The organism is Pseudolactococcus laudensis (assembly GCF_013449735.1).
GTDB lineage: Bacteria > Bacillota > Bacilli > Lactobacillales > Streptococcaceae > Pseudolactococcus > Pseudolactococcus laudensis.
In genome coordinates this window covers 155724-177058 of sequence record NZ_JACBNY010000002.1, presented here as the reverse complement: position 1 = coordinate 177058, position 21335 = coordinate 155724, and the positions used below count along the sequence as shown (strand labels likewise).

Here is a 21335-nt window from a genome sequence, read left to right as displayed (position 1 = left end):
TAAGCTTAATTCTGAAATTAAACTTAAATTTTTCCTCTTTTCAAACAAATCTGTTATTACCATTTTAACACTTTTAAAACTTTCGTCAAGCAATTATCAGAAAATTTTGTCAAATAAAAACCACGCTTTCAGCATGGTCATCGTCTTAATTAAATACTTTCTGGAAATAATAGTTTAATCAAACTTTCAGTAACACGGCGTGATTTACCAATTGCAGGAAATAGATGCATTTGCATCATCGGATTTTGATTCGCTTCAATAACAAAATATGGACCTTTTTGACTGGCGTCTGGAATGATAATATCAACTCCAGTAATCGTCACGTCCAATGCGTGTGCAACTTTTACAGCGATTGCTTTATAATAGTCACTGACTTGTTCAGTTCGGTCAATTGAATCACCACCAGTTGAAACATTTGAATTCTCTCTTAGAAAAACACGTTCTTGTGCTTTGGGAACTGATTGCACATCAAACCCTTGTAAACTGAGTGTCAATCTCTCAACATCTCCCAATTTAATTTTTTCAAGCGGTGTTCTGTGATGCTCTCCCCGCCTAATATCTGTATTCTTTATCGCCACCAATTGTTGAATGCTGTGAACACCGTCCCCAACGACATTCGCTGGAAAGCGTTCTAATACAGCTAACACTTCTCCATTTTGCACGTAAAATCGAAATTCTGTACCATGGGCATAGGTCTCAACGATAATTGCATCATCATTTTCAAAAGCAATTTTCACCGCTTCTTCATAGTCTGCTTGTGTCGTCGTTTCTTTAAAAATACTGATGCCGATGCCGTAATTGGTAGACTTGGGTTTGACTACAAAGGCCGAAGGTAACTGGTCAAAATGGCGCAAGGCGTCGTTAAGGTCATGAAACTCAAAGCCAGACGGCACTTGAATGCCAGCAGTATTTAAAATGGCTTTAGTAACGATTTTGTTTTCCATTAAAGCGTGAGATAGGGCGCTGTCAAAATGCGTAATATTGCCTTCTTTGATGTACTCTGTATGCGAACCATAGGTCAATTTTAAGATTTGTTCAACTTCATCAAGGACTTGAAACTGAATGCCATATTTAATGGCATCAGCAATTAAATTTTGAGTTGATAATTCCAAATTTTCGTAACCTGGGAGTTGAAAGTCATTGGCAGGCGCCTGAACATACTGGATATCAATACCGTGACGACTGAGGACAGCTAAAATGGCGGATAGATCCCGATTGGTATGATAGGTAATCGTAAGCAAATCATCATTGATGTACCAGTAAGCATTCTGCGTATTGAGCATGTTGGGTGAGGTAATCCTTGATATCTTAAATGTCTTTTCCATCTGCAAAAATCTCCGATATTTCTGATAATGTTTTGCCGGATTCAAGCAAGTGCAATGCTTTAACAGCCGGATTCTCTTTTCTTTCAATTCGTTGATAAAGCGCTGTTAAATACTTTTCTTCACCAAATCCACGTTTTTCAAGACCTACTGCTGCGAGATTTACCAAATCTTCTGCAAAACTTGCAACATCCTCTATTTCCTCGGATGATAAGTTTTGCGCTGAAAACCTGCGACGAAGTTGTGGAAAATCTCGGCCATAATCTTCGTAAAAAGAATGGCTTGCAATTAATGTCTCAAAAGCTGCTAACTCCTGCATCAATCCTAAATGGAAAGCTGCAACAGTAAATGAAGTAGCAATAGGTTGCGCGCAAGTACTTCGAAACTCAACTGTTCCGCGTGTCGTGAGATTCTGATACTGATAATTCCGATGTTCTTTAAAATCATATGGACTTGGGGTTAAGACGATTTCATTGCCGAGTAAATCAAAGGCTGGAATTTCATCGTGATTGAAGTAGTCCAACGCTTGAATTGGTTCAAAATAAAAAGTATTTGATTCAGAAGTTCTTGTGAATAAAGCGGTTTTCGTTAAATAATCAAGAAATGTTTCTAGACTTTCAAAAGTTTCTGGAAATACACCCGTATTTTCAGGAAATATGCCATGCATTGACTCTTCCCAAAAAACATCCCGTGAAATTAAAGTGTCTAATTGTCCATTCCAAAGAAAAGAGTTTCCGAAAAGCCAGGCTTTAACCATTTCCATAGCATTAAAGGTATTTAGCGTTGTTACTAAATTCTCACGCGTCACATCTAGCTGAACTTGACTCCCTTGAATAAAAGCTCCATATTTATTCTGACTGACCCTCACTTCTTCTCTTGTCGCCCCTAACTTCAAGTAAGCCATCAACATCTCGTAACGAGGACTAGCAACAGGTCTGTTGTCATTTTTATCCCAAAAAGGATTGACGCCAAAGCCAGTTAAAAGGTGATTTTGTTTTTTTAAAAATGGTTGCATGACAGCAAGATAGTTTGAAAAACGTTGTTCGACTTCACCTATAGTCTGTGCTTTATCAAAAGCAAATTCTATGGTATTGTAGCCAACTTCAAACAAAATACGGTCATCATTTTCATCTGAAACCAATTGAATGGCTTGACCATTATCATCCGATTTCTCAATCGACAACGGAAGTTTTTCAATCATTTCATCAAACAAGGCAAAGACAACAGAAAAATCAACAGCATCACCCGTGAGCTTAACAATTGGTAGTTCTAACTCAATGCCAACGAATAAGTCATTTGAGTGCTTCAAATTTGTAAAATAACGCTCACGTAAGAGCTCTCGTGCAATATTCAATCTTCGCTCCTTTTTTATCTAACCACCTTGTATTTTAAGAGGTATCATCCCCTATGCTTGCATAGCATAAGGTGCACTTAGCGTGTTAACTCTACCATTCATTTGACATCTTAAGCGACTTCAGACGTTTGACATCTTTTTAGTTTTAGTATGTCTATTCTAACATATAATGCGCTTGTCTCGTCTTTGAAATATTTTATAATGAGGCATACTTGATATGTATAACCGTTTCAAATTTTAGGTAAAATAAAAACCACTTATCCCAAAGGACAAGCGGCCTAGTTTTTAAGACTAGACAGTAAGAGCTAGACTAAGTGCAAGCACCACCATCATAACACTCCACAAAAGATTGATGAAGACTATCGGGCCACACTGACATTTTGATTCAGTGTCTTTTCAAAAATACTTTCAAAAACACCACAAAATCATAAATGACAGGTGCCCCTTACTGCTTTATTTATTTTTTTAACTGAAATCAATTATTAAACAAGTTCAATAATTGCCATCGGTGCAGCATCGCCACGGCGTGGTTCAGTTTTAAGAATACGTGTATATCCACCATTACGGCCTTCATAACGTGTAGCGATATCGCCAAACAATTTTTGAAGTGCAGTTGGGAAAGTTTCAGTTTCTTCGTTGAAATCTTTTTCAGCGATTTCATTACGTACGTAAGCAGCAGCTTGACGGCGTGCGTGAAGATCGCCACGTTTTCCGAGTGTAATCATTTTTTCAACAGTTTTACGAACTTCTTTAGCGCGAGCTTCAGTTGTTACGATGTATTCGTTGATGATCAAGTCAGTCGTCAAATCGCGAAGCATTGCTTTACGTTGATCAGATTTACGTCCAAGTTTACGGTAACCCATGATTCCTCCTATTAGATTTTAATTTAGTCTTTTTTGAGTGACAAGCCTAGGCTATCAAGTTTATCTTTAACTTCCACTAAAGATTTACGACCCAAGTTTTTCACTTTGAGCATTTCTGGTTCACTCATATCAGCAAGGTCAGCGACGGTATTAATACCAGCACGTTTCAAACAGTTATATGAACGAACAGAAAGATCAAGTTCCTCGATGACTTTATCCAAAGCACGCTCTGGTTTAACCTCATTTTTATCAACTAATGTATCGGCAGCTTGCGCTACTTCAGACAAGTTAACAAAGAGACTCAAATGGTCAGTCAAGATTTTTGCAGATAATGACAAGGCATCTTCTGCTGAGATTGTGCCGTTTGTAAAGATTTCAAGTGACAATTTGTCAAAGTTATCTTTTTCACCCACACGAGCTGGTTCAACTTGGTAATTCACTTTGTTGACAGGTGTGTAAGATGAATCTACAGCAATTGTCCCGATAGGCGCGTCTGATTGTTTATTATCTTCTGCAAGGACATAACCACGGCCAGATTTCACAGTCATACGAGCGTTCACAGAGTGACCTTCCGCAAGTGTGAAAAGGTAATGATCTTTGTTGACAATCTCAATATCACTATCAGTCAAGATATCTCCAGCTGTTACAACAGCAGGACCTGTGACGTCAAGTTCAATGATTTTTTCCGTTTCGACATATGATTTGATTGCAAGCCCTTTAATCGCAAGAATCACTTGAATCACATCTTCATGCACACCTGGAATTGTTGTGAACTCATGGAGTACACCATCAATTTGGATGCTTGTAACAGCAGCACCAGGAAGTGACGATAGAAGAATACGACGCAATGAGTTGCCTAGGGTTGTCCCATAACCACGTTCTAACGGTTCTACGACAAATTTGCCATAGGTATTAGCTTCATCAAATTTTGTAATTTTTGGTTTTTCAAACTCAATCATGTGTATATCCTTTCAGTGCAAAATGTTAGAGTAGCAACAAGCACTCTAGAAATTATACACGACGACGTTTTGGAGGACGTGCACCATTGTGGGGTACAGGCGTCACATCGCTGATTGCTGTTACGTTAAGACCTGCAGCTGCAAGAGCGCGGATCGCAGATTCGCGACCTGGTCCAGGACCTTTAACAGTAACGGCTACAGTTTTCAAACCATGTTCTTGAGCAGACTTAGCAGCAGCTTCAGATGCCATTTGAGCAGCGAAAGGAGTCGATTTTTTAGATCCTTTGAAGCCAAGGGCACCAGCAGATGACCAAGCAAGCGCGTTACCATGAACGTCTGTAATCATCACGATTGTGTTATTGAAAGTTGCATGAATGTGGACAACACCAGATTCGATATTTTTCTTCACACGACGTTTACGAGTAGGTTTAGCCAATGTTAATCTCCTTTCTTATTTTTTCTTGCCTGCGATAGATTTAGCAGGGCCTTTGCGTGTACGTGCGTTGTTCTTCGTGTTTTGACCACGAGTAGGCAATCCGCGACGATGACGCATGCCACGATAGCTACCGATTTCCATGAGACGTTTGATGTTAAGGTTTACTTCACGACGTAGGTCGCCTTCAACTTTAAGCCCATCAACTTCACGACGGATAGCATCTTCTTGGTCAGTTGTAAGATCTTTCACGCGAATATCTTCTGCAACGCCAGCGGCTGCAAGAACTTTTTGTGACGTTTTGAGACCGATTCCGTAAACGTAAGTAAGTGAAATTACTACTTGTTTATCGTTTGGAATATCAACTCCAGCAATACGAGCCATTCTTTATGTTTCCTTTCTATCCCTGACGTTGTTTGTGTTTTGGATTGACAGGGCAAATTACCATAACACGACCGTTACGACGAATTACTTTACAGTATTCGCACATTGGTTTAACCGATGGTCTTACTTTCATTGTATATACCTCCTATAAAAATGTTTGGACTACTTAAAGCGGTATGTAATACGTCCACGGGTCAAATCATACGGCGACATCTCAACAGTAACACGGTCACCAGTTAAGATGCGGATATAATTCTTTCGCATTTTGCCTGAAATAGTCGCCAAAATTTTGTGTCCATTTTCAAGCTCAACTGTGAACATCGCGTTAGGCATTGTGTCAATCACTTTGCCTTCAATTTCGATTACGTCATCTTTTGCCACGTCAACTTACCTCCTCTTTAAATTTGTCCATTTTTGATAAAATATCTAAAAGTCGGACTAGGATATTATACCATACTAGTCCGACTTTTACAAGTTAATTACACGAATTTATTTTAACAGCTGTTAAAACGTTTGTTTAGCCTAAAATTGCTTTAATTCCTTCTGATACTTTATCGATGTCTTGTTGCCCGTCAACATCTTTAACTAGACCAAGTTTGCCATAGTGTTCAAGTATTGGCGCGCCTTGTTTGATGTTGATATCCAAACGATTTTTAACGGTTTCAGGTTTGTCATCTTCGCGTTGATAGAAATCATGACCACCACATTTGTCACAAGTGCCTGCAACTTTTGTAGGATTAAAAACTTTATGATAAGTTGCACCACATGTGCGGCAAATAAAACGACCTGACAAACGCTCAACTAAGATAGAAGGGTCTACATCAATATTCACAACAGCATCAAGTTTAATACCTAAATCAGCAAGCATTGCGTCTAATGCCTCAGCTTGTTCAATTGTACGTGGAAAGCCGTCAAGTAAGAAACCTGATGCTTGAATATCTTCTTGAGCTAAACGTTCTTTAACGATCCCGTTTGTCACATCATCTGGTACCAATTCACCTTTATCAATAAATGACTTGGCTAATTTACCCATTTCAGTTTCATTTTTCATCGCTGCACGGAACATATCTCCTGTTGAAATATGTTGTACGCCATAAGTTTCAACGATAGTTTCAGCTTGCGTTCCTTTACCAGCACCTGGTAGGCCCATGATTAATAAATTCATTTGTTCTCCATTTGTCTAATTTTGTCTACCCTTCTATTTTAGCGTTTTCGCATCATTTTGACAACATCAAGGTAACTTTCTTTTTTTAATACAAAAAAAACTGATCTTTCGACCAGTCTTTCATTATTTAATTGGATCGTCCATAAATCCTTTATACTGACGTTTGAACATATAACCTTCTAATTGTTTCGCACCTTGAATCGCAGTAGAAATCAAGATTAAAAGGCTCGTACCGCCTAGGGCTACCATTTTTGGTAGACCAAACAAGTTAGTCACAACAATCGGAACAATTGAAATCAAACCGAGGAACAATGCGCCAACCGTTGACAAACGAATCAACAAACGTGAGATATATTTTTCTGTGCCTTTACCAGGACGAACAGAAGGAATATATGAACCTTGCTTTTGTAAATTTTCAGCCATTTTTTCAGGATTGACCTGAACAAAGGCATAGAAGAATGTAAAGAGACCAATCAACAATGCGTAAAACAGCATGCCAGTCCAAGTGTTATAATCTAGAGCATTTTTGATATTTTCAATCCAAGCCACATTATTATTAGAACGTTGCAAGAGTTGAAGAATCGTTTGTGGTGCCGTAGAAATTGAACTGGCAAAGATAACCGGAATGACCCCTGCAGGATTAACCCGCAATGGTAAGTATGAACTTGTCGGTGCACCTTGTATGAGTTTCGTATATTGAATTGGAATCTTACGTTCAGCCTGTTGAATAAATGTCGTGATAAAGACAATAGCTGCCATAGCAACAAGTAAAATCACAACAAATATACTAGAGTTGAGTAGTTCACCTGGACGCACATTAACAAATTTATCTTGATAAACTTGACTAATAGCACCCGGAATTGATGAGATAATCCCTGCAAAGATAATGACCGACACACCTTGACCAAATCCACGATCAGTGATTTGCTCACCCAACCAAACAACTATCATAGATCCTGTAGTTAAGATGGCACCAATAAACAGATAAGTCTGCCAAGTCGGATTCGTCACAATATTTTGGGCACTCATAGCCTGAAAACCTGCTGTTATCCCTACGGATTGTAGCATAGCAAGAACCAACGAAATGTAACGTGTCGCTTGATTAAGTTTTCGGCGACCAATCTCACCTTGTTTGCCCCATTCGACGAACTTAGGCAGAATATCCATCTGCAAAAGTTGTACAATGATTGAAGCTGTGATATACGGCGACACGCCCATTGCAAAAACCGAAAAACTTTGCATTGCATTCCCTGAAACCATATTCATCATTGACAAAAATGGCAGGTCACTCAAGGCATTTAAATTATTCACGTTAATACCTGGCACTGTAATATGTGCGCCTAGACGAAAAACGAATAGAATGCCAAGCGTGAATAAGATTCTAGCTCGAATCTCTTTTACTTTGAATGCTTGAAACAAGAGTTTAAAAAACATAGAACCCCTTTATTCTGATTTTAAATCAGCTTTATCTAATAGTATTTTTAAAAAAATATCATTTCTTTAACCATACTATAATTAAAGCTGAATTTCAAATGACTGACTAAAATCATCAAAAGTCTGAAGGGAAATTCCCGACAGACTAATGAGTGTTTTTAGGCTTCAGGAGTTACAACTGAACCACCGTTAGCTTCAATAGCAGATTTTGCAGAAGCAGAAACTTTAGCTACCTCAACTTTAAGGTTTTTAACTATGAGTTCACCGTTACCAAGAACTTTAACACCAGATTTAACATCTTTGATGATTTTAGCAGCAACTAATGTTTCAGCAGAAACTGTTGCGCCAGCTTCAAGACGGTTCAATGTGTCAAGGTTAACGATTGCGTAATCTTTACGGTTAACATTCAAGAAACCACGTTTAGGCATACGACGGAACAAAGGTGTTTGACCACCCTCAAAACCGAGACGAACACCGCCGCCTGAACGAGATTTTTGACCTTTTTGACCACGACCAGATGTTTTACCATTACCAGACGAAGTACCACGACCAACACGATTACGGACTTTACGGCTACCTTCAGCAGCTTTTAGTTCATTTAATTTCATTATAAATTTCTCCTATTATGGCATCTCAATAGAGATAGCCTTTACTAAACGCCAAGATACTTTCGCGGGAAATCGCGGAAGTGTCAGGCTCGCTTTTATTTTTGATTAATAGTTAGTCTATTAAACTTTTTCAACTGTTACCAAATGAGCGATCTTAGTGACCATACCATTGATTGCAGGTGATTCTTCTTTGATGACTGAGCTTGACAATTTGCCAAGGCCAAGCGCTTTAACTGTTGCGCGTTGTGCAGGCAAGCGGCCAATTGGAGACTTAGTCAAAGTAATTTTAATTTGAGCCATGATATCCTCCTTACGCTAAGTCTGCTACAGATACGCCACGTAATGCGGCAACATCTTCAGCACGTTTAAGTTGTTTCAAACCATCAACAGTTGCGCGAACAACGTTGATTGGTGTGTTTGAACCAAGTGATTTTGATGTTACATCTGCAACACCAGCAAGTTCGAGGACGGCACGTACAGCACCACCGGCTGCGACTCCAGCCCCTTCGACTGCAGGTTTGATCAAGATCTTACCGCCGCCAAACTCACCAAGTACTTGATGCGGTACAGTTGTACCAACCATTGGTACTGTAATCATGTTTTTCTTAGCTGATTCGATAGCTTTACGGATAGCTTCTGGTACTTCTTGTGCTTTACCAGTCCCAAATCCTACGCGACCGTTACGGTCACCAACTACAACAAGCGCTGCAAAACGCAGACGACGTCCGCCTTTAACAACTTTAGTAACACGGTTGATACCAACAACGCGTTCTTCGAATTCTTTTACTTCTTCGTTTCTAGCCATTTTTGTGTCTACCCCTTTCCTTAGAATTTAAGTCCATTTTCACGTGCAGCCTCAGCGAGTGCTTGCACACGTCCATGGTAAAGGTATCCACCACGGTCGAAGATTACTTCAGAAACACCAGCAGCTACTGCTGCTTTAGCTACTGCAGTACCAACTGCTATAGCTTGTTCAGTTTTAGTACCGTTTTCTTTCAACGATGAGGCACTTGCGAGCGTTACACCTGCTATGTCATCAATTACTTGTGCATAGATGTTTGTGTTAGAACGAAAAACATTCAAACGTGGGCGCTCTGCAGTACCAGAGATTTTACCGCGTACGCGACGGTGGCGTTTTTGACGCGTTTTATTTTTATCTGGTTTAGAAATCACAATATTTACCTCTTATTTTTTTCTAGTCCCTCTTAGTAGCTATCAAGCCGCTTTGCGCAGCCAAATTCTCTCCAAAAGGTTATTGTTGGTTGTTTTACTTTAAACAGTAAGCAATTTATCTGAGTCTATCAAGTGACACAAGTTTGTAACGCATAGGATGCTTTTAATTGTGTTACAAAGCCTAGAAAACAGAAAACTAACTTATTTACCTGTTTTACCTTCTTTACGTCGTACAAATTCACCAACGTAACGAATACCTTTGCCTTTATATGGCTCTGGTGGACGTAAACCACGGATGTAAGCTGCTACTTCGCCGACCACTTCTTTGTTTGAACCAGACACGTTAATTTGCGTGTTTGATGGCACTTCAAAAGTGATACCGTCAGGTGCAACGACTTCATCTGGGTGAGATTTACCTACTGACAAAGTTAATTTATTGCCAGCAAGTTGAGCACGGTAACCAACCCCGCGCATTTCAAGTTCTTTTCTGAACCCTTCAGATACACCAATCACCATGTTATTAAGGTTAGCACGAGTTGTGCCATGGATTGTTTTCATTTCTTTAGAATCGTTTGGACGATGTAAAGTAATTTCAGTACCTTCGATTTTAATTTCGATGTCCTTAGAAAAAGTGCGAGTTAACTCACCTTTAGGACCTTTTACTGTCGCTGTATGGCCGTCAAGTTTAACCTCAACGCCAGCAGGGATAGTAATGATTTTATTACCAATACGTGACATGTTTGTCTCCTGTTAAATTGTCAGTTAAGCAATGGCTTACACCATTGCTTAACAGTTTTCACGGGTTTCGCTAGAAAATCTAACGAGTTTCCAGTTGCAGATAGAATTGAAAACCAATTCTTACCAAACGTATGCGAGAACTTCTCCGCCGATGTTTTTAGCGCGAGCTGTTTTATCAGTCACAACACCTTCAGAAGTTGAAATCACAGCTGTACCAAGACCATTAAGGACTTTAGGTACTTCACCAGATTTCACGTAAACACGCAAACCAGGTTTAGAGATACGTTTCAAGTTAGTGATAACTTTTTCGCCATCTTTACCGTATTTAAGGAAAACACGGATGATACCTTGTTTATCATCTTCGATGAATTCTACGTCTTTAACGTAACCTTCAGCTTTGAGGATGTTTGCGATATCGCGTTTGATTTTTGATGCAGGTGCTTCAACAACTTCGAATTTACGCATGTTAGCGTTACGAATACGAGTGAGGAAATCTGCGATTGGATCTGTCATTACCATTTTAATTTTTCTCCTATTATGAATAGTTTGATGCGAACATCACTTGTTCATTAACGACTCTACTAGCAACAAAGCTAGCAGATTTATAAATACCAGAATTCAGCAACTTAGGAAACCTAAGCCCATTATTCAAAAAGCAAGGTCTTTACAAAGCAAAAGCAAAGTAAAGTTTTTACGAAGCAGTTGCTAAGTAAAAGTTTTTTAGTGCCTTCTATAAGGCAGCGGAGCCGAAGCAACCTTGCGGTTGTTAGGCGAACGCTAACGCAGTAGAAGGTGCTAAAAAAAGTTTTTGGCGTTGTCTGCAAGGCGGTGGAAGCGAAGCAACCTTGCGGTTGTTAACTGAACACCAACGAAGCAGACAGCGTCAAAAATTACCAAGATGCTTTTTTAACGCCTGGGATTTGCCCTTTATATGCCAATTCACGGAAGCAAATACGGCAAAGTTGGAATTTACGGTATACTGAATGTGGACGACCACATTTTTCGCAACGTGTGTACGCTTGCGTTGTGAACTTAGCTGGACGCTTGTTCTTTGCAATCATTGATTTTTTAGCCAAGATATTTACCTCCTATATTATTTAGCGAAAGGCATGCCGAGTTTAGCAAGCAATTCACGTGATTCTTCGTCAGTGTTAGCTGTTGTTACAATAACAACGTCCAAACCACGGACTTTATCTACGTTATCATACGTAATTTCTGGGAAGATGAGCTGTTCTTTCACACCTAGCGTGTAGTTACCGCGGCCGTCAAACGCTTTGTTTGACACACCATGGAAGTCACGGACACGTGGAAGAGAGACAGTTACCAATTTATCAAGAAATTCGTACATACGTTCGCCACGGAGTGTTACTTTCGCTCCGATCGCTACGCCTTCACGCAAACGGAAACCAGCGATTGATTTCTTAGCTTTTGTGATCAATGGTTTTTGACCAGAGATTAAAGCTAATTCAGCAACTGCTTTATCAAGGTTTTTTGAGTTGTTTACTGCATCACCAACACCCATGTTGAGGACGATTTTATCAACTTTTGGCACAGCCATAACAGATGTGTAGTTGAATTGTTCAGTCAACGCTGGGATTACTTCGTTAGTGTATTTTTCTTTCAAACGATTAGTCATTATATTCTCCTTTCCGTGTCTATTAATCTAGGATTTCGCCAGATTTTTTGTTGTAACGCACTTTTTTGTCGCCTTCAACTTTATAACCAACACGGCCAGCTACACCATTTTTGTCAAGTACTTGTACGTTTGACACATGGATAGGCGCTTCAAGTTCAAGAATCGCACCGTTTGGATTTTCGTTGTTTGGTTTTTGGTGTTTTTTGATCAAGTTAGCACCTTCAACAACGACTTTGTTAGCTTTTGGCAAAGCTTTAATTACTTTACCAGTCAAACCACGGCTTTTACCCGCGATGACTTTGACAGTATCACCTGTTTTTACAAACATTTGAATTTTCTCCTAATTTTCTTACGTCGCGAATTGCGACACCCTTATAAATACAAGGGGACTGTGTTTGTGTTTTGTTGGATTAAGTTTTAAAAATGAATTTAAAGCTTAAAGTACTTCTGGTGCCAATGATACGATTTTCATGAAGTTACCTTCACGCAATTCGCGAGCAACTGGGCCAAAGATACGTGTTCCACGAGGCGTTTTGTCATCTTTAATGATAACAGCAGCGTTTTCGTCGAACTTAATGTATGAACCGTCTGTACGACGTGCGCCTGATTTAGTACGCACGATAACCGCTTTGACAACTTCACCTTTTTTAACAACTCCGCCAGGAGCTGCAGATTTTACAGATGCAACAATAACATCACCGATACCAGCGAATTTACGACCAGAGCCACCTAGGACTTTGATAGCAAGAATTTCTTTGGCACCGCTGTTATCAGCAACTTTCAAACGAGATTCTGATTGAATCACAGCAAATTCCTCCTTTTAGAATGTTAGATGATGACTGCTTCTTCAACGATTTCAACAAGACGGAAACGTTTGTCTTTTGACAAAGGACGAGTTTCCATCACGCGAACGATATCACCAGTTTTAGCTGAGTTGTTTTCGTCGTGAGCTTTCAATTTTTTAGAGTAGTTAATACGTTTACCATAGACAGGGTGGTTACGTTTTGTTTCGATGACAACAGTGATGGTTTTATCCATTTTGTCAGAAACCACGCGGCCTTGATAAACTTTACGTTGATTACGTTCCATTTTAAAGGTTTCTCCCTATCTATTATTTCGCTTCGCGTTGAACAGTTTTCACGCGAGCAATTGTTTTCTTAACTTCGTTGAGGCGGACAGTGTTTTCAAGCTGACCAGCAGCTGCTTGGAAACGCAAGTCGAACAATTCTTTTTTCAAATCTTGTTCGCGTGTTGCGAGTTCTTCAGCTGAAAGACCACGAAGTTCTGTCAAAAGTGATTTTACTTCATTAAGCTTCATTTGTTTCCTCCTCAGCACGTTTTACAAACTTAGTTTTAACAGGAAGTTTGTGTGATGCAAGACGTAATGCTTCGCGAGCGACTTCTTCAGAAACGCCTGCAATTTCGAACATTACTTTACCGCGTTTAACTGGAGAAACCCAACCTTCAGGTGCCCCTTTACCAGAACCCATACGGACCCCGATAGCTTTTGCAGTATAAGATTTATGAGGGAAGATTTTGATCCAAACTTTACCACCACGTTTCATGTAACGTGTCATGGCAATACGAGCTGCCTCGATTTGACGGTTTGTGATCCAGTGAGAAGTTGTTGCTTGGAGACCAAATTCACCAAATGCGACTTCTTTGCCGCCTTTAGCTTCCCCACGCATTTTACCACGGAATTCGCGGCGGTGTTTCACACGTTTAGGTACTAACATTATTTGTCTCCTTTCACTGATTTTTTAGTTGGCAAGATTTCACCACGGTAAATCCAAACTTTAACGCCAAGTTTACCATAAGTTGTATCTGCTTCTTCCCATGCGTAGTCAATATCAGCACGGAGTGTGTGCAATGGCACAGTTCCTTCTGAATATCCTTCAGCACGGGCAATATCTGCACCATTCAAACGACCAGATACTTGAGTTTTGATACCTTTGGCACCAGCACGCATAGTACGTTGGATAGCTTGTTTTTGAGCACGACGGAAAGCAACACGTTGTTCAAGTTGACGCGCGATACCTTCACCTACAAGGTGAGCATCAAGGTCAGGTTTTTTGATTTCAACGATGTTGATGTGAACTTGTTTACCAGTCAAAGCGTTTAATTCTGCACGAAGTGCATCAACGTTAGCGCCTGATTTACCGATCACCATACCTGGTTTAGCTGTGTGCAAAGTCACGATGACCTTGTTAACAGCACGTTCAGTTTCGATAGTTGAAACTGAAGCATCCGCAAGTTTAGTTTGAACAAGTTTACGGATTGCAAGGTCCTCATGGAGGTAACTTGCGTATTCTTTTTCAGCATACCATTTTGCGTCCCAGTCACGAATGATTCCGACACGCATACCAATAGGATGTACTTTTTGACCCACGATTTTACCTCCTTATTTTTCTGTCACAACCACAGTGATGTGGCTTGTGCGTTTGTTAATTGGTGAAGCAGAACCTTTAGCCCGTGGACGGAAACGTTTCATTGTTGGGCCTTCATTAATGTAGGCTTCAGAAACGAAAAGGTTTGCTTTTTCAAGACCAAAGTTGTTTTCAGCGTTTGCGATTGCAGAGTTCAAAACATTCTCAATCTCATTTGCTGCTTTAGTCGGTGTGAATTTAAGTGTTGCGATAGCATCTGCAACGTTTTTTCCACGAATCAAGTCGATTACAAGACGTGATTTACGAGGTGAAACGCGGACTGTACGAGCAGTTGCTTTAGCTGAAGTAATTTCTGCCATTTTTTTCCTCCTCTATAAATTAACGACGTGTCTTTTTATCGTCTGCTGCGTGGCCACGGTAAGTACGTGTTGGTGCGAATTCGCCCAATTTGTGTCCTACCATGTCTTCTTGGATATATACTGGCACGTGTTTGCGACCATCATAAACTGCAATCGTGTAACCGATGAAGTTAGGGAAGATCGTAGAACGACGTGACCAAGTTTTAATAACTGTTTTCTTTTCGTTGCCTTCTTGAGCAACAACCTTTTTCATCAAATGATCATCGACGAAAGGGCCTTTTTTAAGACTGCGTCCCATGTGTTATGGTTTCTCCTTTAATTTTTAGTGATTCAAACTAAATATTTGAACGACTTGTATTAGAACCACTGCCGGTGCTAAGCCGGAGCTGGCGGATAGATTATTTTTGGTTTTTACGACGAACGATAAGTTTGCTAGATCTAGCTTTCTTATTACGTGTTTTAAGACCAAGCGCTGGTTTGCCCCATGGTGTAGATGGAGATTTACGACCAACTGGTTGTTTACCTTCACCACCACCGTGTGGGTGATCGTTCGGGTTCATTACTGAACCGCGGACTGTTGGACGGATACCCTTCCAACGGTTACGACCAGCTTTACCTATATTGACAAGACTGTGCTCACCATTACCGACAACACCGATTGTTGCACGTGCAGTTGAAAGAATCATGCGAACTTCACCAGATTGTAAACGCACAAGTGTGTATTTACCTTCTTGACCAAGTACTTGTGCAGATGCACCAGCTGAACGTACCAATTGTCCACCTTTACCAGGTTTCAATTCGATGTTGTGAATCAATGTACCTACTGGAATGTTTGCAAGTGGCAAAGCGTTACCAGTTTTGATGTCGGCTGTTGGGCCAGAAACGATTGTTTGACCAACAACAAGACCTTTAGGTGCAAGGATGTATGTTTTAATACCATCAGCATAAACAACCAAAGCGATGTTTGCTGAACGGTTTGGATCATATTCGATAGTCGCAACTTTAGCAACGACGTCATCGTGATTACGTTTAAAGTCGATCACACGGTAATGACGTTTGTGTCCGCCACCTTGATGACGTACTGTGATGCGTCCGTTGTTGTTACGGCCTGCTTTACTTTTAAGTGATACCAACAATGATTTCTCAGGTTTGTTAGTCGTAATTTCAGCAAAGTCAAGGCTTGTCATGTTACGGCGACCGTTGGTCGTCGGTTTGTATACTTTAATACCCACTGATTACTCCTTTCTTATTCCCCGAAAATTTCAATGTTTTTAGAATCAGCCGTCAGGGTCACGATAGCTTTCTTCACTTTGTTTGTGTAACCTGTGTATTTACCTACGCGTTTAGCTTTAGGCTTCACATTGACAGTGTTAACAGAAGCAACTTTAACCCCTTCAAACGCAGCTTCAACAGCTTGTTTGATAAGAAGTTTGTGGGCACGCCCGTCAACTTCAAAGGTATATTTCTTTTCATCGATTGCAAGCATAGAGCTTTCAGTGATGATTGGTTTTTTGATTACGTCGTACAATGACATTATGCAAGAACCTCCTCAATTTGAGATAGAGCTGCTTGTGTCACCAAAATTTTATCGTTGTTTACGATATCAAGAACAGATGCTGAGTTAGCAGTTGTGACTTGAACATTTGGAATGTTACGTGCAGACAATTCAGCGAATTTATTTCCTTCGTTTTCGAAGATGACAAGAACTTTACGTTCAATGGCAAGTGCTTCAAGAACTTTTACAAATTCTGCAGTTTTTGGTGCGTCGAAGTTCAGCGCATCAACTGCCACAAGTTTGTTTTCTGCAACTTTTTCAGAGTAAACTGATTTAAGTGCAAGTTGACGAACTTTTTGTGGCAATTTGTAACCGTAAGAACGTGGTGTTGGTCCAAAGACTACGCCACCGCCACGCCATTGTGGTGAGCGGATAGAACCTTGACGTGCACGACCAGTTCCTTTTTGACGCCATGGTTTTTTACCACCACCGCGTACTGCTGAACGGTTTTTAACTGCGTGAGTACCTTGACGAAGGCTAGCACGTTGGCTTAGGATTACGTCGAAGACTACAGATTCGTTTGGTTCAATACCAAAGACTGCATCGTTCAATGTGATATCGCCAGCTTGCGATCCGTCTTGTTTAAATAATGATACGTTAGTCATTTTTAACTTATCTCCTTTCCTTATTATTTAGCTTTAATAGCTGATTTAACTGTGATAAGTGATTTCTTAGCACCTGGTACATTACCTTTAACAAGGATAACATTTTTTTCAGGGACAACTTGTACGATAACAAGGTTTTGAACTGTTACGCGGTTGCCACCCATGCGACCTGCAAGGTGTTTATTTTTGAATACACGGTTAGGTGCAACAGGACCCATTGACCCTGGACGACGGTGGTAACGTGAACCGTGAGCCATTGGCCCGCGTGATTGTCCGTGGCGTTTAATAACCCCTTGGAAACCTTTACCTTTAGTCGTACCAGTGACGTCAACAACATCTCCAGCTTCAAATTGTTCTACTGTCAATTCAGCGCCCACTTCCAAGCCTTCAATGTTCTTGAATTCACGAATGAAGCGCTTAGGAGCAGTGTTTGCTTTTGCAACATGGCCTTTGGCAGGTTTGTTACTCAAAACTTCACGTTTATCATCAAAACCAACTTGAACAGCTTCGTAGCCATCAGTTGCGACTGTTTTGACTTGAAGTACAACGTTAGCTGCAGCTTCAATGACAGTTACTGGGATTAATTCGCCAGTTTCGGTGAAAATTTGGGTCATTCCCACTTTTTTCCCTAAGATTCCTTTTGTCATTAGAGTTCCTTTCCTTATAATTTAATTTCGATGTTTACGCCACTTGGTAAGTCGAGTTTCATCAAGCCATCAACAGTTTTTTGTGTTGGGTTAATGATGTCGATCAAACGTTTGTGTGTACGCATTTCGAATTGTTCACGTGAGTCTTTGTATTTGTGAGTCGCACGGATGATTGTGTAAACTGAACGATCTGTTGGAAGCGGGATTGGACCTGCTACAGATGCGTCAGTACGTTTCGCAGTTTCTACGATTTTCTCAGCCGCTTGATCAAGAATACCATGTTCGTACGCTTTCAAACGAATGCGGATTTTTTTGTTTGCCATTTTTTCTCCTCTCGTCTATTTCTTAGAATAGGCTAGCTCCACGAGAAAACTAATACAGGATGCGCGGCAACGCCTCCGGGTGTATCACAACCTCTCGCTTCACAGCTACATACAACGCTTTACGCAGTACTTATCTATGATAACAGAAAGCTTGACCATTTGCAAGCTTTTCAACCATTTTTTTCTAATTGCTTTCCACATCGCTTTACAATACCCTTTATGATATAATTAGACTACATAATAATAGGAGGAAACATAGTGTTAAAAGAATTTAAAGCATTTATTTTGCGTGGTAACGTTCTTGACTTAGCTGTTGGGGTCATTATTGGGGGTGCGTTTACTGCCATCGTCAAATCATTAGTGTATAACCTTATTAATCCACTCATTGGCATTTTCGTTCAAGATGGCGCTTTAGCCCAACTTAGTTTCAAGTTAGGCAATGCAACATTCGCTTATGGTAAATTTTTGAACGACGTCTTGATCTTTTTGATTACAGCTTTTATTGTTTTTATCATCATCAAAACAGTTAATAAATTATTCGCTGCTAACAAAACAGAAGAAGATGAAGAAGTTGCTGCTACCAATGAAGAAGTAGAAACATTGAAAGAAATCCGTGATCTATTAAAACAAAAATAATCACCTATTATATAGAAGAAAGACCTCAGAAATTAATCTGAGGTCTTTCTTCTATTCTCAATGCAACCTATTAATCTAACGCTAAATAGCGCTCAACAGCTGATTGCATTTCAGCAGCAGGAATCACCGCATCGTGTAAAACTGGCGCATCAAAGAGTTCCGACACCGCTTTTGGCAAAGGTGTACCTGAAATCTCTTCAAGCTTTTTAACCAAATCAAAATCATCTTCTTCCCCTGTCAATGTCGTCAGGCTTTCAACAACAACTTTTGGAAATTTATAAGGACTAGCCGTTGATACAATGACAGTTGGTGTCGGATCTTGCGTTTCAGCAAGGTATTTTTTATATACCGCACTCGCAACCGCCGTGTGTGGATCTTCAACGTAGTGATCAACCTTAAAAGTTGTAGCAATTTGTTCAGAAATTTCAACTTCATCTGCAAAGTCAGCATAAAATCCATTCAACTCCGCTAACATGTCATCACTGATTTTGTAGACCCCAGTTGTATTCAAACTCGTCATCAATTCTGACGTTGACACATCGCTGTCACCAGTCAAATGGAAAATCAACCGCTCCAAATTAGATGAGACCAGGATGTCCATTGAAGGAGAGCTTGTCACAAAGAAATCACGATTTTTATCATAGGTACCTGTACGGAAAAAGTCAGTCAGGACATTATTTTCATTTGAGGCACAGATAAGCTTACCTACTGGCAAACCAATTTGTTTAGCATAGTATCCCGCTAAAATATTTCCGAAATTACCTGTTGGCACAGTAAAGTTGATTTCAGCACCATTTTTAATCGCACCCGATTTAACAAGTTGCGCATAAGCATAAACGTAGTAGGCGATTTGCGGTACAAGACGACCAATATTCATCGAATTTGCACTCGAAAATTGTTTGCCATTAGCAAACATCTTATCACGCAAAGCTTCATTATTAAACATCGCCTTAACATTGGTTTGAGCATTATCAAAGTTACCATCAATAGCGATAACTTTGACATTTTCGCCAACTTGAGTCGTCATTTGATGCTCTTGAATTTTAGAAACTCCATCTTTTGGATAGAAAACAACAATTTTTGTTCCAGGAACATCTGCAAAGCCAGCCATTGCAGCTTTACCAGTATCCCCAGAAGTTGCCGTCAAAATGACAATTTCACGATCAACACCGTGTTTTTTAGCAGCTGTTGTCATAAGATAAGGCAAAATAGAAAGCGCCATATCTTTGAACGCAATTGTATTACCGTGGAATAATTCAAGGTTATACTGACCATCCAATTTAACAAGTGGCGCAATTGCCGCATCATCAAATTTACTATCGTAGGCATTTTCAACACAGTAAGCTATTTCTTCAGACGTAAAATCATCTAGAAAAGCTGATAAAACAAGCGACGCTACTTCTTGATAGCTAGCATTTTTTAACGCCTCAAAATCCAACTTAACATTTGGTGTTTCAGTCGGTACGTAGAGTCCTCCATCCGTTGCAAGACCTTGAAGAATTGCTTGACTAGCAGTTACTTGATTAGTTTTGTCACGCGTTGATTGGTAAATTAAAGTCATTTTTGGCTCCTCATGATTGGCATTTTGGTTAGTCATATTGTAGCATAATTATCAGAATATTTCAAAAAAACTTCCAAAAAATGGAAGTTTTTTTTACACTAGTATCCATCTCTGAATTAATAGCCAATCTCATCAATTTGTTGTAAATCAAGTTCAACAGGTGTTTCACGACCAAACATATCAACCGTTACTTTCACTTTATCGCCGTTAACTTCTGTAATCGGACCTTCGAATCCAGAAAAGGCACCGTCAATAATTTTAACACGTTTACCAACATGGATATCAAAAGTAATTTCACGAACGACTTTACCCATACCTTGAAGAATTTCTTGAATTTCTTCTTCAAATAAAGGTGTTGGTTTTGAACGGTTACCATGAGAACCAACGAATCCTGTAACATTAGGCGTATTACGCACAACAAACCATGCTTCATCCGTCATGTTCATTTCAACCAAAACATAACCTGGGAAAAGGTTTTCTTCGACTTCTTTACGTTTACCATTGACTTCTTTATCAACAGTTTCCGTCGGAATCTCGATGCGCAAGATGTTATCCGTCATATTGTAAGTTTGCGCGCGTTCAAGCAAGTTTTCCTTCACTTTGTTTTCATAACCAGAATAGGTTTGAATCACAAACCACCCTTGGTCAAAGTTTACGACTTGTTCTTTTGGCGCTTCTTGTTCAATGTTTTCTTCGAATGTGTCTGACATGATAGTTCTCCTTATAAATAGACAAGTGCCTAGGCACTTATAACCTGACCGATGGGGCGACCTTTTCTGACAATTTAGAGTACCTTTTGGTACAAGAAAAAGGCTTTTCGCCCTTTTCCAATATTATACCACATTATTTGATCATTGGTACCAATAATTTAACAGCTTGTGTCACGCCACTTTTAACAAGCCAGTCAAAAATCACGATGAAAACCATGAAGAATATTGAGTATTGAATGACCATACCAAAATCTTTTACTGCTTCTGAGCGTGTTGGCCATGTAACAAGGCGCATTTCAGCAACAATTGAATTGATAAATTTAAACATTATCTAGTCTCCTTATGCAGGGTATATTTTCCACACGTTTTGCAGAATTTATTAACTTCAAGACGTTTATCGCGTCCATTTGAGCTGACAGTTATCGAATAGTTGCGCGATCCACAGACCGTACAAGCTAAGCTTGCTTTTTTAATCATATATTT

36 protein-coding genes are annotated in these 21335 nt (G+C 39.8%); 1 reads left to right on the top strand and 35 read right to left on the bottom strand.

Annotated elements, in window-relative coordinates; all coding sequences use genetic code 11:
• Nucleotides 1–149: 149 nt before the first annotated feature.
• The 31 genes from gshAB to rpsJ form a co-directional block, all read right to left on the bottom strand.
• The gene (gene gshAB, locus HZR21_RS02620) at nucleotides 150–1325 is read right to left on the bottom strand and encodes a bifunctional glutamate--cysteine ligase GshA/glutathione synthetase GshB (RefSeq protein WP_180746131.1); all 1176 of its coding nucleotides are present in this window, start codon (nucleotides 1323–1325) and stop codon (nucleotides 150–152) included.
• Nucleotides 1309–2676 carry a glutamate-cysteine ligase family protein gene (locus HZR21_RS02615; protein WP_180746129.1) on the bottom strand — a complete coding sequence of 456 codons (1368 nt, stop codon included), beginning with the start codon at nucleotides 2674–2676 and terminating at the stop codon, nucleotides 1309–1311. Before HZR21_RS02615 ends, gshAB begins: the two co-directional genes overlap by 17 nt.
• Nucleotides 2677–3158: 482 nt before the next feature.
• The gene (gene rplQ, locus HZR21_RS02610) at nucleotides 3159–3539 is read right to left on the bottom strand and encodes a 50S ribosomal protein L17 (RefSeq protein ID WP_031367006.1); all 381 of its coding nucleotides are present in this window, start codon (nucleotides 3537–3539) and stop codon (nucleotides 3159–3161) included.
• Between the two features lie 23 nt (nucleotides 3540–3562).
• Nucleotides 3563–4498, bottom strand: coding sequence for a DNA-directed RNA polymerase subunit alpha (locus tag HZR21_RS02605; RefSeq protein ID WP_061774339.1), 936 nt, complete (start codon nucleotides 4496–4498; stop codon nucleotides 3563–3565).
• Nucleotides 4499–4550: 52 nt separating this feature from the next.
• Nucleotides 4551–4934: a 30S ribosomal protein S11 gene (rpsK, locus tag HZR21_RS02600; protein ID WP_003138068.1), complete on the bottom strand. Its 384-nt coding sequence runs from the start codon at nucleotides 4932–4934 to the stop codon at nucleotides 4551–4553.
• A gap of 15 nt (nucleotides 4935–4949) precedes the next feature.
• Nucleotides 4950–5315 (bottom strand): 30S ribosomal protein S13, encoded by a 366-nt coding sequence (gene rpsM / locus HZR21_RS02595; protein ID WP_031367004.1) that lies wholly within the window; start codon nucleotides 5313–5315, stop codon nucleotides 4950–4952.
• A gap of 16 nt (nucleotides 5316–5331) precedes the next feature.
• Nucleotides 5332–5448: a 50S ribosomal protein L36 gene (gene rpmJ / locus HZR21_RS02590; protein WP_072353646.1), complete on the bottom strand. Its 117-nt coding sequence runs from the start codon at nucleotides 5446–5448 to the stop codon at nucleotides 5332–5334.
• A 29-nt stretch (nucleotides 5449–5477) separates the two neighbouring features.
• The gene (gene infA / locus HZR21_RS02585) at nucleotides 5478–5696 is read right to left on the bottom strand and encodes a translation initiation factor IF-1 (RefSeq protein ID WP_003138071.1); all 219 of its coding nucleotides are present in this window, start codon (nucleotides 5694–5696) and stop codon (nucleotides 5478–5480) included.
• 136 nt (nucleotides 5697–5832) lie between these two features.
• The gene (locus tag HZR21_RS02580; RefSeq protein ID WP_180746127.1) at nucleotides 5833–6480 is read right to left on the bottom strand and encodes an adenylate kinase; all 648 of its coding nucleotides are present in this window, start codon (nucleotides 6478–6480) and stop codon (nucleotides 5833–5835) included.
• 123 nt (nucleotides 6481–6603) lie between these two features.
• Complete coding sequence (gene secY, locus HZR21_RS02575) at nucleotides 6604–7914, bottom strand: preprotein translocase subunit SecY (protein ID WP_180746125.1); 1311 nt, start codon at nucleotides 7912–7914, stop codon at nucleotides 6604–6606.
• 158 nt (nucleotides 7915–8072) lie between these two features.
• Nucleotides 8073–8522 (bottom strand): 50S ribosomal protein L15, encoded by a 450-nt coding sequence (gene rplO, locus HZR21_RS02570; RefSeq protein WP_180746123.1) that lies wholly within the window; start codon nucleotides 8520–8522, stop codon nucleotides 8073–8075.
• A gap of 120 nt (nucleotides 8523–8642) precedes the next feature.
• A complete protein-coding gene (gene rpmD, locus HZR21_RS02565; RefSeq protein WP_003138079.1) occupies nucleotides 8643–8822 on the bottom strand; it encodes a 50S ribosomal protein L30 in 180 nt (59 codons plus the stop codon).
• Between the two features lie 10 nt (nucleotides 8823–8832).
• Nucleotides 8833–9327 (bottom strand): 30S ribosomal protein S5, encoded by a 495-nt coding sequence (gene rpsE / locus HZR21_RS02560; RefSeq protein ID WP_003138081.1) that lies wholly within the window; start codon nucleotides 9325–9327, stop codon nucleotides 8833–8835.
• 20 nt (nucleotides 9328–9347) lie between these two features.
• On the bottom strand, nucleotides 9348–9695 hold the full coding sequence (gene rplR, locus HZR21_RS02555; RefSeq protein WP_180746121.1) for a 50S ribosomal protein L18: 348 nt from the start codon (nucleotides 9693–9695) through the stop codon (nucleotides 9348–9350).
• 201 nt (nucleotides 9696–9896) lie between these two features.
• On the bottom strand, nucleotides 9897–10433 hold the full coding sequence (gene rplF / locus HZR21_RS02550) for a 50S ribosomal protein L6 (RefSeq protein WP_003138084.1): 537 nt from the start codon (nucleotides 10431–10433) through the stop codon (nucleotides 9897–9899).
• A gap of 120 nt (nucleotides 10434–10553) precedes the next feature.
• A complete protein-coding gene (gene rpsH, locus HZR21_RS02545; protein WP_003138086.1) occupies nucleotides 10554–10952 on the bottom strand; it encodes a 30S ribosomal protein S8 in 399 nt (132 codons plus the stop codon).
• Nucleotides 10953–11323: 371 nt separating this feature from the next.
• Nucleotides 11324–11509 (bottom strand): type Z 30S ribosomal protein S14, encoded by a 186-nt coding sequence (locus tag HZR21_RS02540; RefSeq protein WP_031366996.1) that lies wholly within the window; start codon nucleotides 11507–11509, stop codon nucleotides 11324–11326.
• Between the two features lie 17 nt (nucleotides 11510–11526).
• Entirely contained in the window at nucleotides 11527–12069 is a 543-nt protein-coding gene (gene rplE / locus HZR21_RS02535; protein WP_003138087.1) for a 50S ribosomal protein L5, read from the bottom strand.
• Nucleotides 12070–12091: 22 nt separating this feature from the next.
• On the bottom strand, nucleotides 12092–12397 hold the full coding sequence (gene rplX / locus HZR21_RS02530) for a 50S ribosomal protein L24 (protein ID WP_094785147.1): 306 nt from the start codon (nucleotides 12395–12397) through the stop codon (nucleotides 12092–12094).
• A gap of 108 nt (nucleotides 12398–12505) precedes the next feature.
• Nucleotides 12506–12874 carry a 50S ribosomal protein L14 gene (gene rplN / locus HZR21_RS02525; protein WP_003138089.1) on the bottom strand — a complete coding sequence of 123 codons (369 nt, stop codon included), beginning with the start codon at nucleotides 12872–12874 and terminating at the stop codon, nucleotides 12506–12508.
• A 23-nt stretch (nucleotides 12875–12897) separates the two neighbouring features.
• Nucleotides 12898–13158, bottom strand: coding sequence for a 30S ribosomal protein S17 (rpsQ, locus tag HZR21_RS02520; RefSeq protein ID WP_003138090.1), 261 nt, complete (start codon nucleotides 13156–13158; stop codon nucleotides 12898–12900).
• A gap of 22 nt (nucleotides 13159–13180) precedes the next feature.
• The gene (gene rpmC, locus HZR21_RS02515; protein ID WP_003138091.1) at nucleotides 13181–13387 is read right to left on the bottom strand and encodes a 50S ribosomal protein L29; all 207 of its coding nucleotides are present in this window, start codon (nucleotides 13385–13387) and stop codon (nucleotides 13181–13183) included.
• The gene (gene rplP, locus HZR21_RS02510) at nucleotides 13377–13805 is read right to left on the bottom strand and encodes a 50S ribosomal protein L16 (RefSeq protein WP_003138092.1); all 429 of its coding nucleotides are present in this window, start codon (nucleotides 13803–13805) and stop codon (nucleotides 13377–13379) included. Before rplP ends, rpmC begins: the two co-directional genes overlap by 11 nt.
• Entirely contained in the window at nucleotides 13805–14458 is a 654-nt protein-coding gene (gene rpsC, locus HZR21_RS02505) for a 30S ribosomal protein S3 (protein ID WP_180746119.1), read from the bottom strand. The genes rplP and rpsC overlap by 1 nt, the downstream gene beginning before the upstream one ends.
• A gap of 12 nt (nucleotides 14459–14470) precedes the next feature.
• Nucleotides 14471–14815 (bottom strand): 50S ribosomal protein L22, encoded by a 345-nt coding sequence (gene rplV, locus HZR21_RS02500; RefSeq protein ID WP_003138094.1) that lies wholly within the window; start codon nucleotides 14813–14815, stop codon nucleotides 14471–14473.
• A gap of 19 nt (nucleotides 14816–14834) precedes the next feature.
• Nucleotides 14835–15113 (bottom strand): 30S ribosomal protein S19, encoded by a 279-nt coding sequence (rpsS, locus tag HZR21_RS02495; protein ID WP_003138095.1) that lies wholly within the window; start codon nucleotides 15111–15113, stop codon nucleotides 14835–14837.
• 100 nt (nucleotides 15114–15213) lie between these two features.
• On the bottom strand, nucleotides 15214–16047 hold the full coding sequence (rplB, locus tag HZR21_RS02490; protein ID WP_003138096.1) for a 50S ribosomal protein L2: 834 nt from the start codon (nucleotides 16045–16047) through the stop codon (nucleotides 15214–15216).
• 14 nt (nucleotides 16048–16061) lie between these two features.
• Nucleotides 16062–16349 (bottom strand): 50S ribosomal protein L23, encoded by a 288-nt coding sequence (locus HZR21_RS02485; protein ID WP_180746117.1) that lies wholly within the window; start codon nucleotides 16347–16349, stop codon nucleotides 16062–16064.
• The gene (gene rplD / locus HZR21_RS02480; RefSeq protein WP_031366994.1) at nucleotides 16349–16975 is read right to left on the bottom strand and encodes a 50S ribosomal protein L4; all 627 of its coding nucleotides are present in this window, start codon (nucleotides 16973–16975) and stop codon (nucleotides 16349–16351) included. Before rplD ends, HZR21_RS02485 begins: the two co-directional genes overlap by 1 nt.
• 23 nt (nucleotides 16976–16998) lie before the next feature.
• Nucleotides 16999–17622: a 50S ribosomal protein L3 gene (rplC, locus tag HZR21_RS02475; RefSeq protein WP_003138100.1), complete on the bottom strand. Its 624-nt coding sequence runs from the start codon at nucleotides 17620–17622 to the stop codon at nucleotides 16999–17001.
• A 14-nt stretch (nucleotides 17623–17636) separates the two neighbouring features.
• Nucleotides 17637–17945: a 30S ribosomal protein S10 gene (rpsJ, locus tag HZR21_RS02470; RefSeq protein WP_003138102.1), complete on the bottom strand. Its 309-nt coding sequence runs from the start codon at nucleotides 17943–17945 to the stop codon at nucleotides 17637–17639.
• 258 nt (nucleotides 17946–18203) lie between these two features.
• Between rpsJ and mscL the strand changes: the two genes are divergently transcribed.
• Nucleotides 18204–18581 (top strand): large-conductance mechanosensitive channel protein MscL, encoded by a 378-nt coding sequence (gene mscL, locus HZR21_RS02465; protein ID WP_180746115.1) that lies wholly within the window; start codon nucleotides 18204–18206, stop codon nucleotides 18579–18581.
• A 70-nt stretch (nucleotides 18582–18651) separates the two neighbouring features.
• Here the strand turns inward: mscL and thrC are convergent, their stop codons facing one another.
• The 4 genes from thrC to rpmG form a co-directional block, all read right to left on the bottom strand.
• On the bottom strand, nucleotides 18652–20142 hold the full coding sequence (gene thrC / locus HZR21_RS02460) for a threonine synthase (protein WP_180746113.1): 1491 nt from the start codon (nucleotides 20140–20142) through the stop codon (nucleotides 18652–18654).
• Nucleotides 20143–20258: 116 nt separating this feature from the next.
• Nucleotides 20259–20852: a transcription termination/antitermination protein NusG gene (gene nusG / locus HZR21_RS02455; protein WP_003138108.1), complete on the bottom strand. Its 594-nt coding sequence runs from the start codon at nucleotides 20850–20852 to the stop codon at nucleotides 20259–20261.
• A gap of 133 nt (nucleotides 20853–20985) precedes the next feature.
• Entirely contained in the window at nucleotides 20986–21180 is a 195-nt protein-coding gene (gene secE / locus HZR21_RS02450) for a preprotein translocase subunit SecE (RefSeq protein WP_003138111.1), read from the bottom strand.
• Entirely contained in the window at nucleotides 21180–21329 is a 150-nt protein-coding gene (rpmG, locus tag HZR21_RS02445; protein ID WP_072353644.1) for a 50S ribosomal protein L33, read from the bottom strand. Before rpmG ends, secE begins: the two co-directional genes overlap by 1 nt.
• Between the last annotated feature and the right edge of the window lie 6 nt (nucleotides 21330–21335).

Coding starts and splice junctions, on each gene's coding strand:
- rpmC (WP_003138091.1), bottom strand. CDS start 13,387: ATGAAGCTTAATGAAGTAAAATCACTTTTGACAGAACTTCGTGGTCTT.
- rpsM (WP_031367004.1), bottom strand. CDS start 5,315: ATGGCTCGTATTGCTGGAGTTGATATTCCAAACGATAAACAAGTAGTA.
- rplF (WP_003138084.1), bottom strand. CDS start 10,433: ATGTCACGTATTGGTAATAAAATCATTACTATCCCTGCTGGCGTTGAG.
- rplX (WP_094785147.1), bottom strand. CDS start 12,397: ATGTTTGTAAAAACAGGTGATACTGTCAAAGTCATCGCGGGTAAAAGC.
- rplE (WP_003138087.1), bottom strand. CDS start 12,069: ATGACTAATCGTTTGAAAGAAAAATACACTAACGAAGTAATCCCAGCG.
- HZR21_RS02485 (WP_180746117.1), bottom strand. CDS start 16,349: ATGTCATTGTACGACGTAATCAAAAAACCAATCATCACTGAAAGCTCT.
- rpsS (WP_003138095.1), bottom strand. CDS start 15,113: ATGGGACGCAGTCTTAAAAAAGGCCCTTTCGTCGATGATCATTTGATG.
- rplD (WP_031366994.1), bottom strand. CDS start 16,975: ATGACTAACGTATCATTATTTAAACAAGACGGATCGCAAGCTGGCGAT.
- rplQ (WP_031367006.1), bottom strand. CDS start 3,539: ATGGGTTACCGTAAACTTGGACGTAAATCTGATCAACGTAAAGCAATG.
- rplO (WP_180746123.1), bottom strand. CDS start 8,522: ATGAAATTAAATGAACTAAAAGCTGCTGAAGGTAGCCGTAAAGTCCGT.
- secE (WP_003138111.1), bottom strand. CDS start 21,180: ATGTTTAAATTTATCAATTCAATTGTTGCTGAAATGCGCCTTGTTACA.
- rplP (WP_003138092.1), bottom strand. CDS start 13,805: ATGTTAGTACCTAAACGTGTGAAACACCGCCGCGAATTCCGTGGTAAA.
- gshAB (WP_180746131.1), bottom strand. CDS start 1,325: ATGGAAAAGACATTTAAGATATCAAGGATTACCTCACCCAACATGCTC.
- nusG (WP_003138108.1), bottom strand. CDS start 20,852: ATGTCAGACACATTCGAAGAAAACATTGAACAAGAAGCGCCAAAAGAA.
- rpsH (WP_003138086.1), bottom strand. CDS start 10,952: ATGGTAATGACAGATCCAATCGCAGATTTCCTCACTCGTATTCGTAAC.
- rpmJ (WP_072353646.1), bottom strand. CDS start 5,448: ATGAAAGTAAGACCATCGGTTAAACCAATGTGCGAATACTGTAAAGTA.
- rpsE (WP_003138081.1), bottom strand. CDS start 9,327: ATGGCTAGAAACGAAGAAGTAAAAGAATTCGAAGAACGCGTTGTTGGT.
- HZR21_RS02580 (WP_180746127.1), bottom strand. CDS start 6,480: ATGAATTTATTAATCATGGGCCTACCAGGTGCTGGTAAAGGAACGCAA.
- thrC (WP_180746113.1), bottom strand. CDS start 20,142: ATGACTTTAATTTACCAATCAACGCGTGACAAAACTAATCAAGTAACT.
- rplC (WP_003138100.1), bottom strand. CDS start 17,622: ATGACAAAAGGAATCTTAGGGAAAAAAGTGGGAATGACCCAAATTTTC.
- rpmG (WP_072353644.1), bottom strand. CDS start 21,329: ATGATTAAAAAAGCAAGCTTAGCTTGTACGGTCTGTGGATCGCGCAAC.
- rpsJ (WP_003138102.1), bottom strand. CDS start 17,945: ATGGCAAACAAAAAAATCCGCATTCGTTTGAAAGCGTACGAACATGGT.
- secY (WP_180746125.1), bottom strand. CDS start 7,914: ATGTTTTTTAAACTCTTGTTTCAAGCATTCAAAGTAAAAGAGATTCGA.
- rpmD (WP_003138079.1), bottom strand. CDS start 8,822: ATGGCTCAAATTAAAATTACTTTGACTAAGTCTCCAATTGGCCGCTTG.
- rpsQ (WP_003138090.1), bottom strand. CDS start 13,158: ATGGAACGTAATCAACGTAAAGTTTATCAAGGCCGCGTGGTTTCTGAC.
- HZR21_RS02605 (WP_061774339.1), bottom strand. CDS start 4,498: ATGATTGAGTTTGAAAAACCAAAAATTACAAAATTTGATGAAGCTAAT.
- rplV (WP_003138094.1), bottom strand. CDS start 14,815: ATGGCAGAAATTACTTCAGCTAAAGCAACTGCTCGTACAGTCCGCGTT.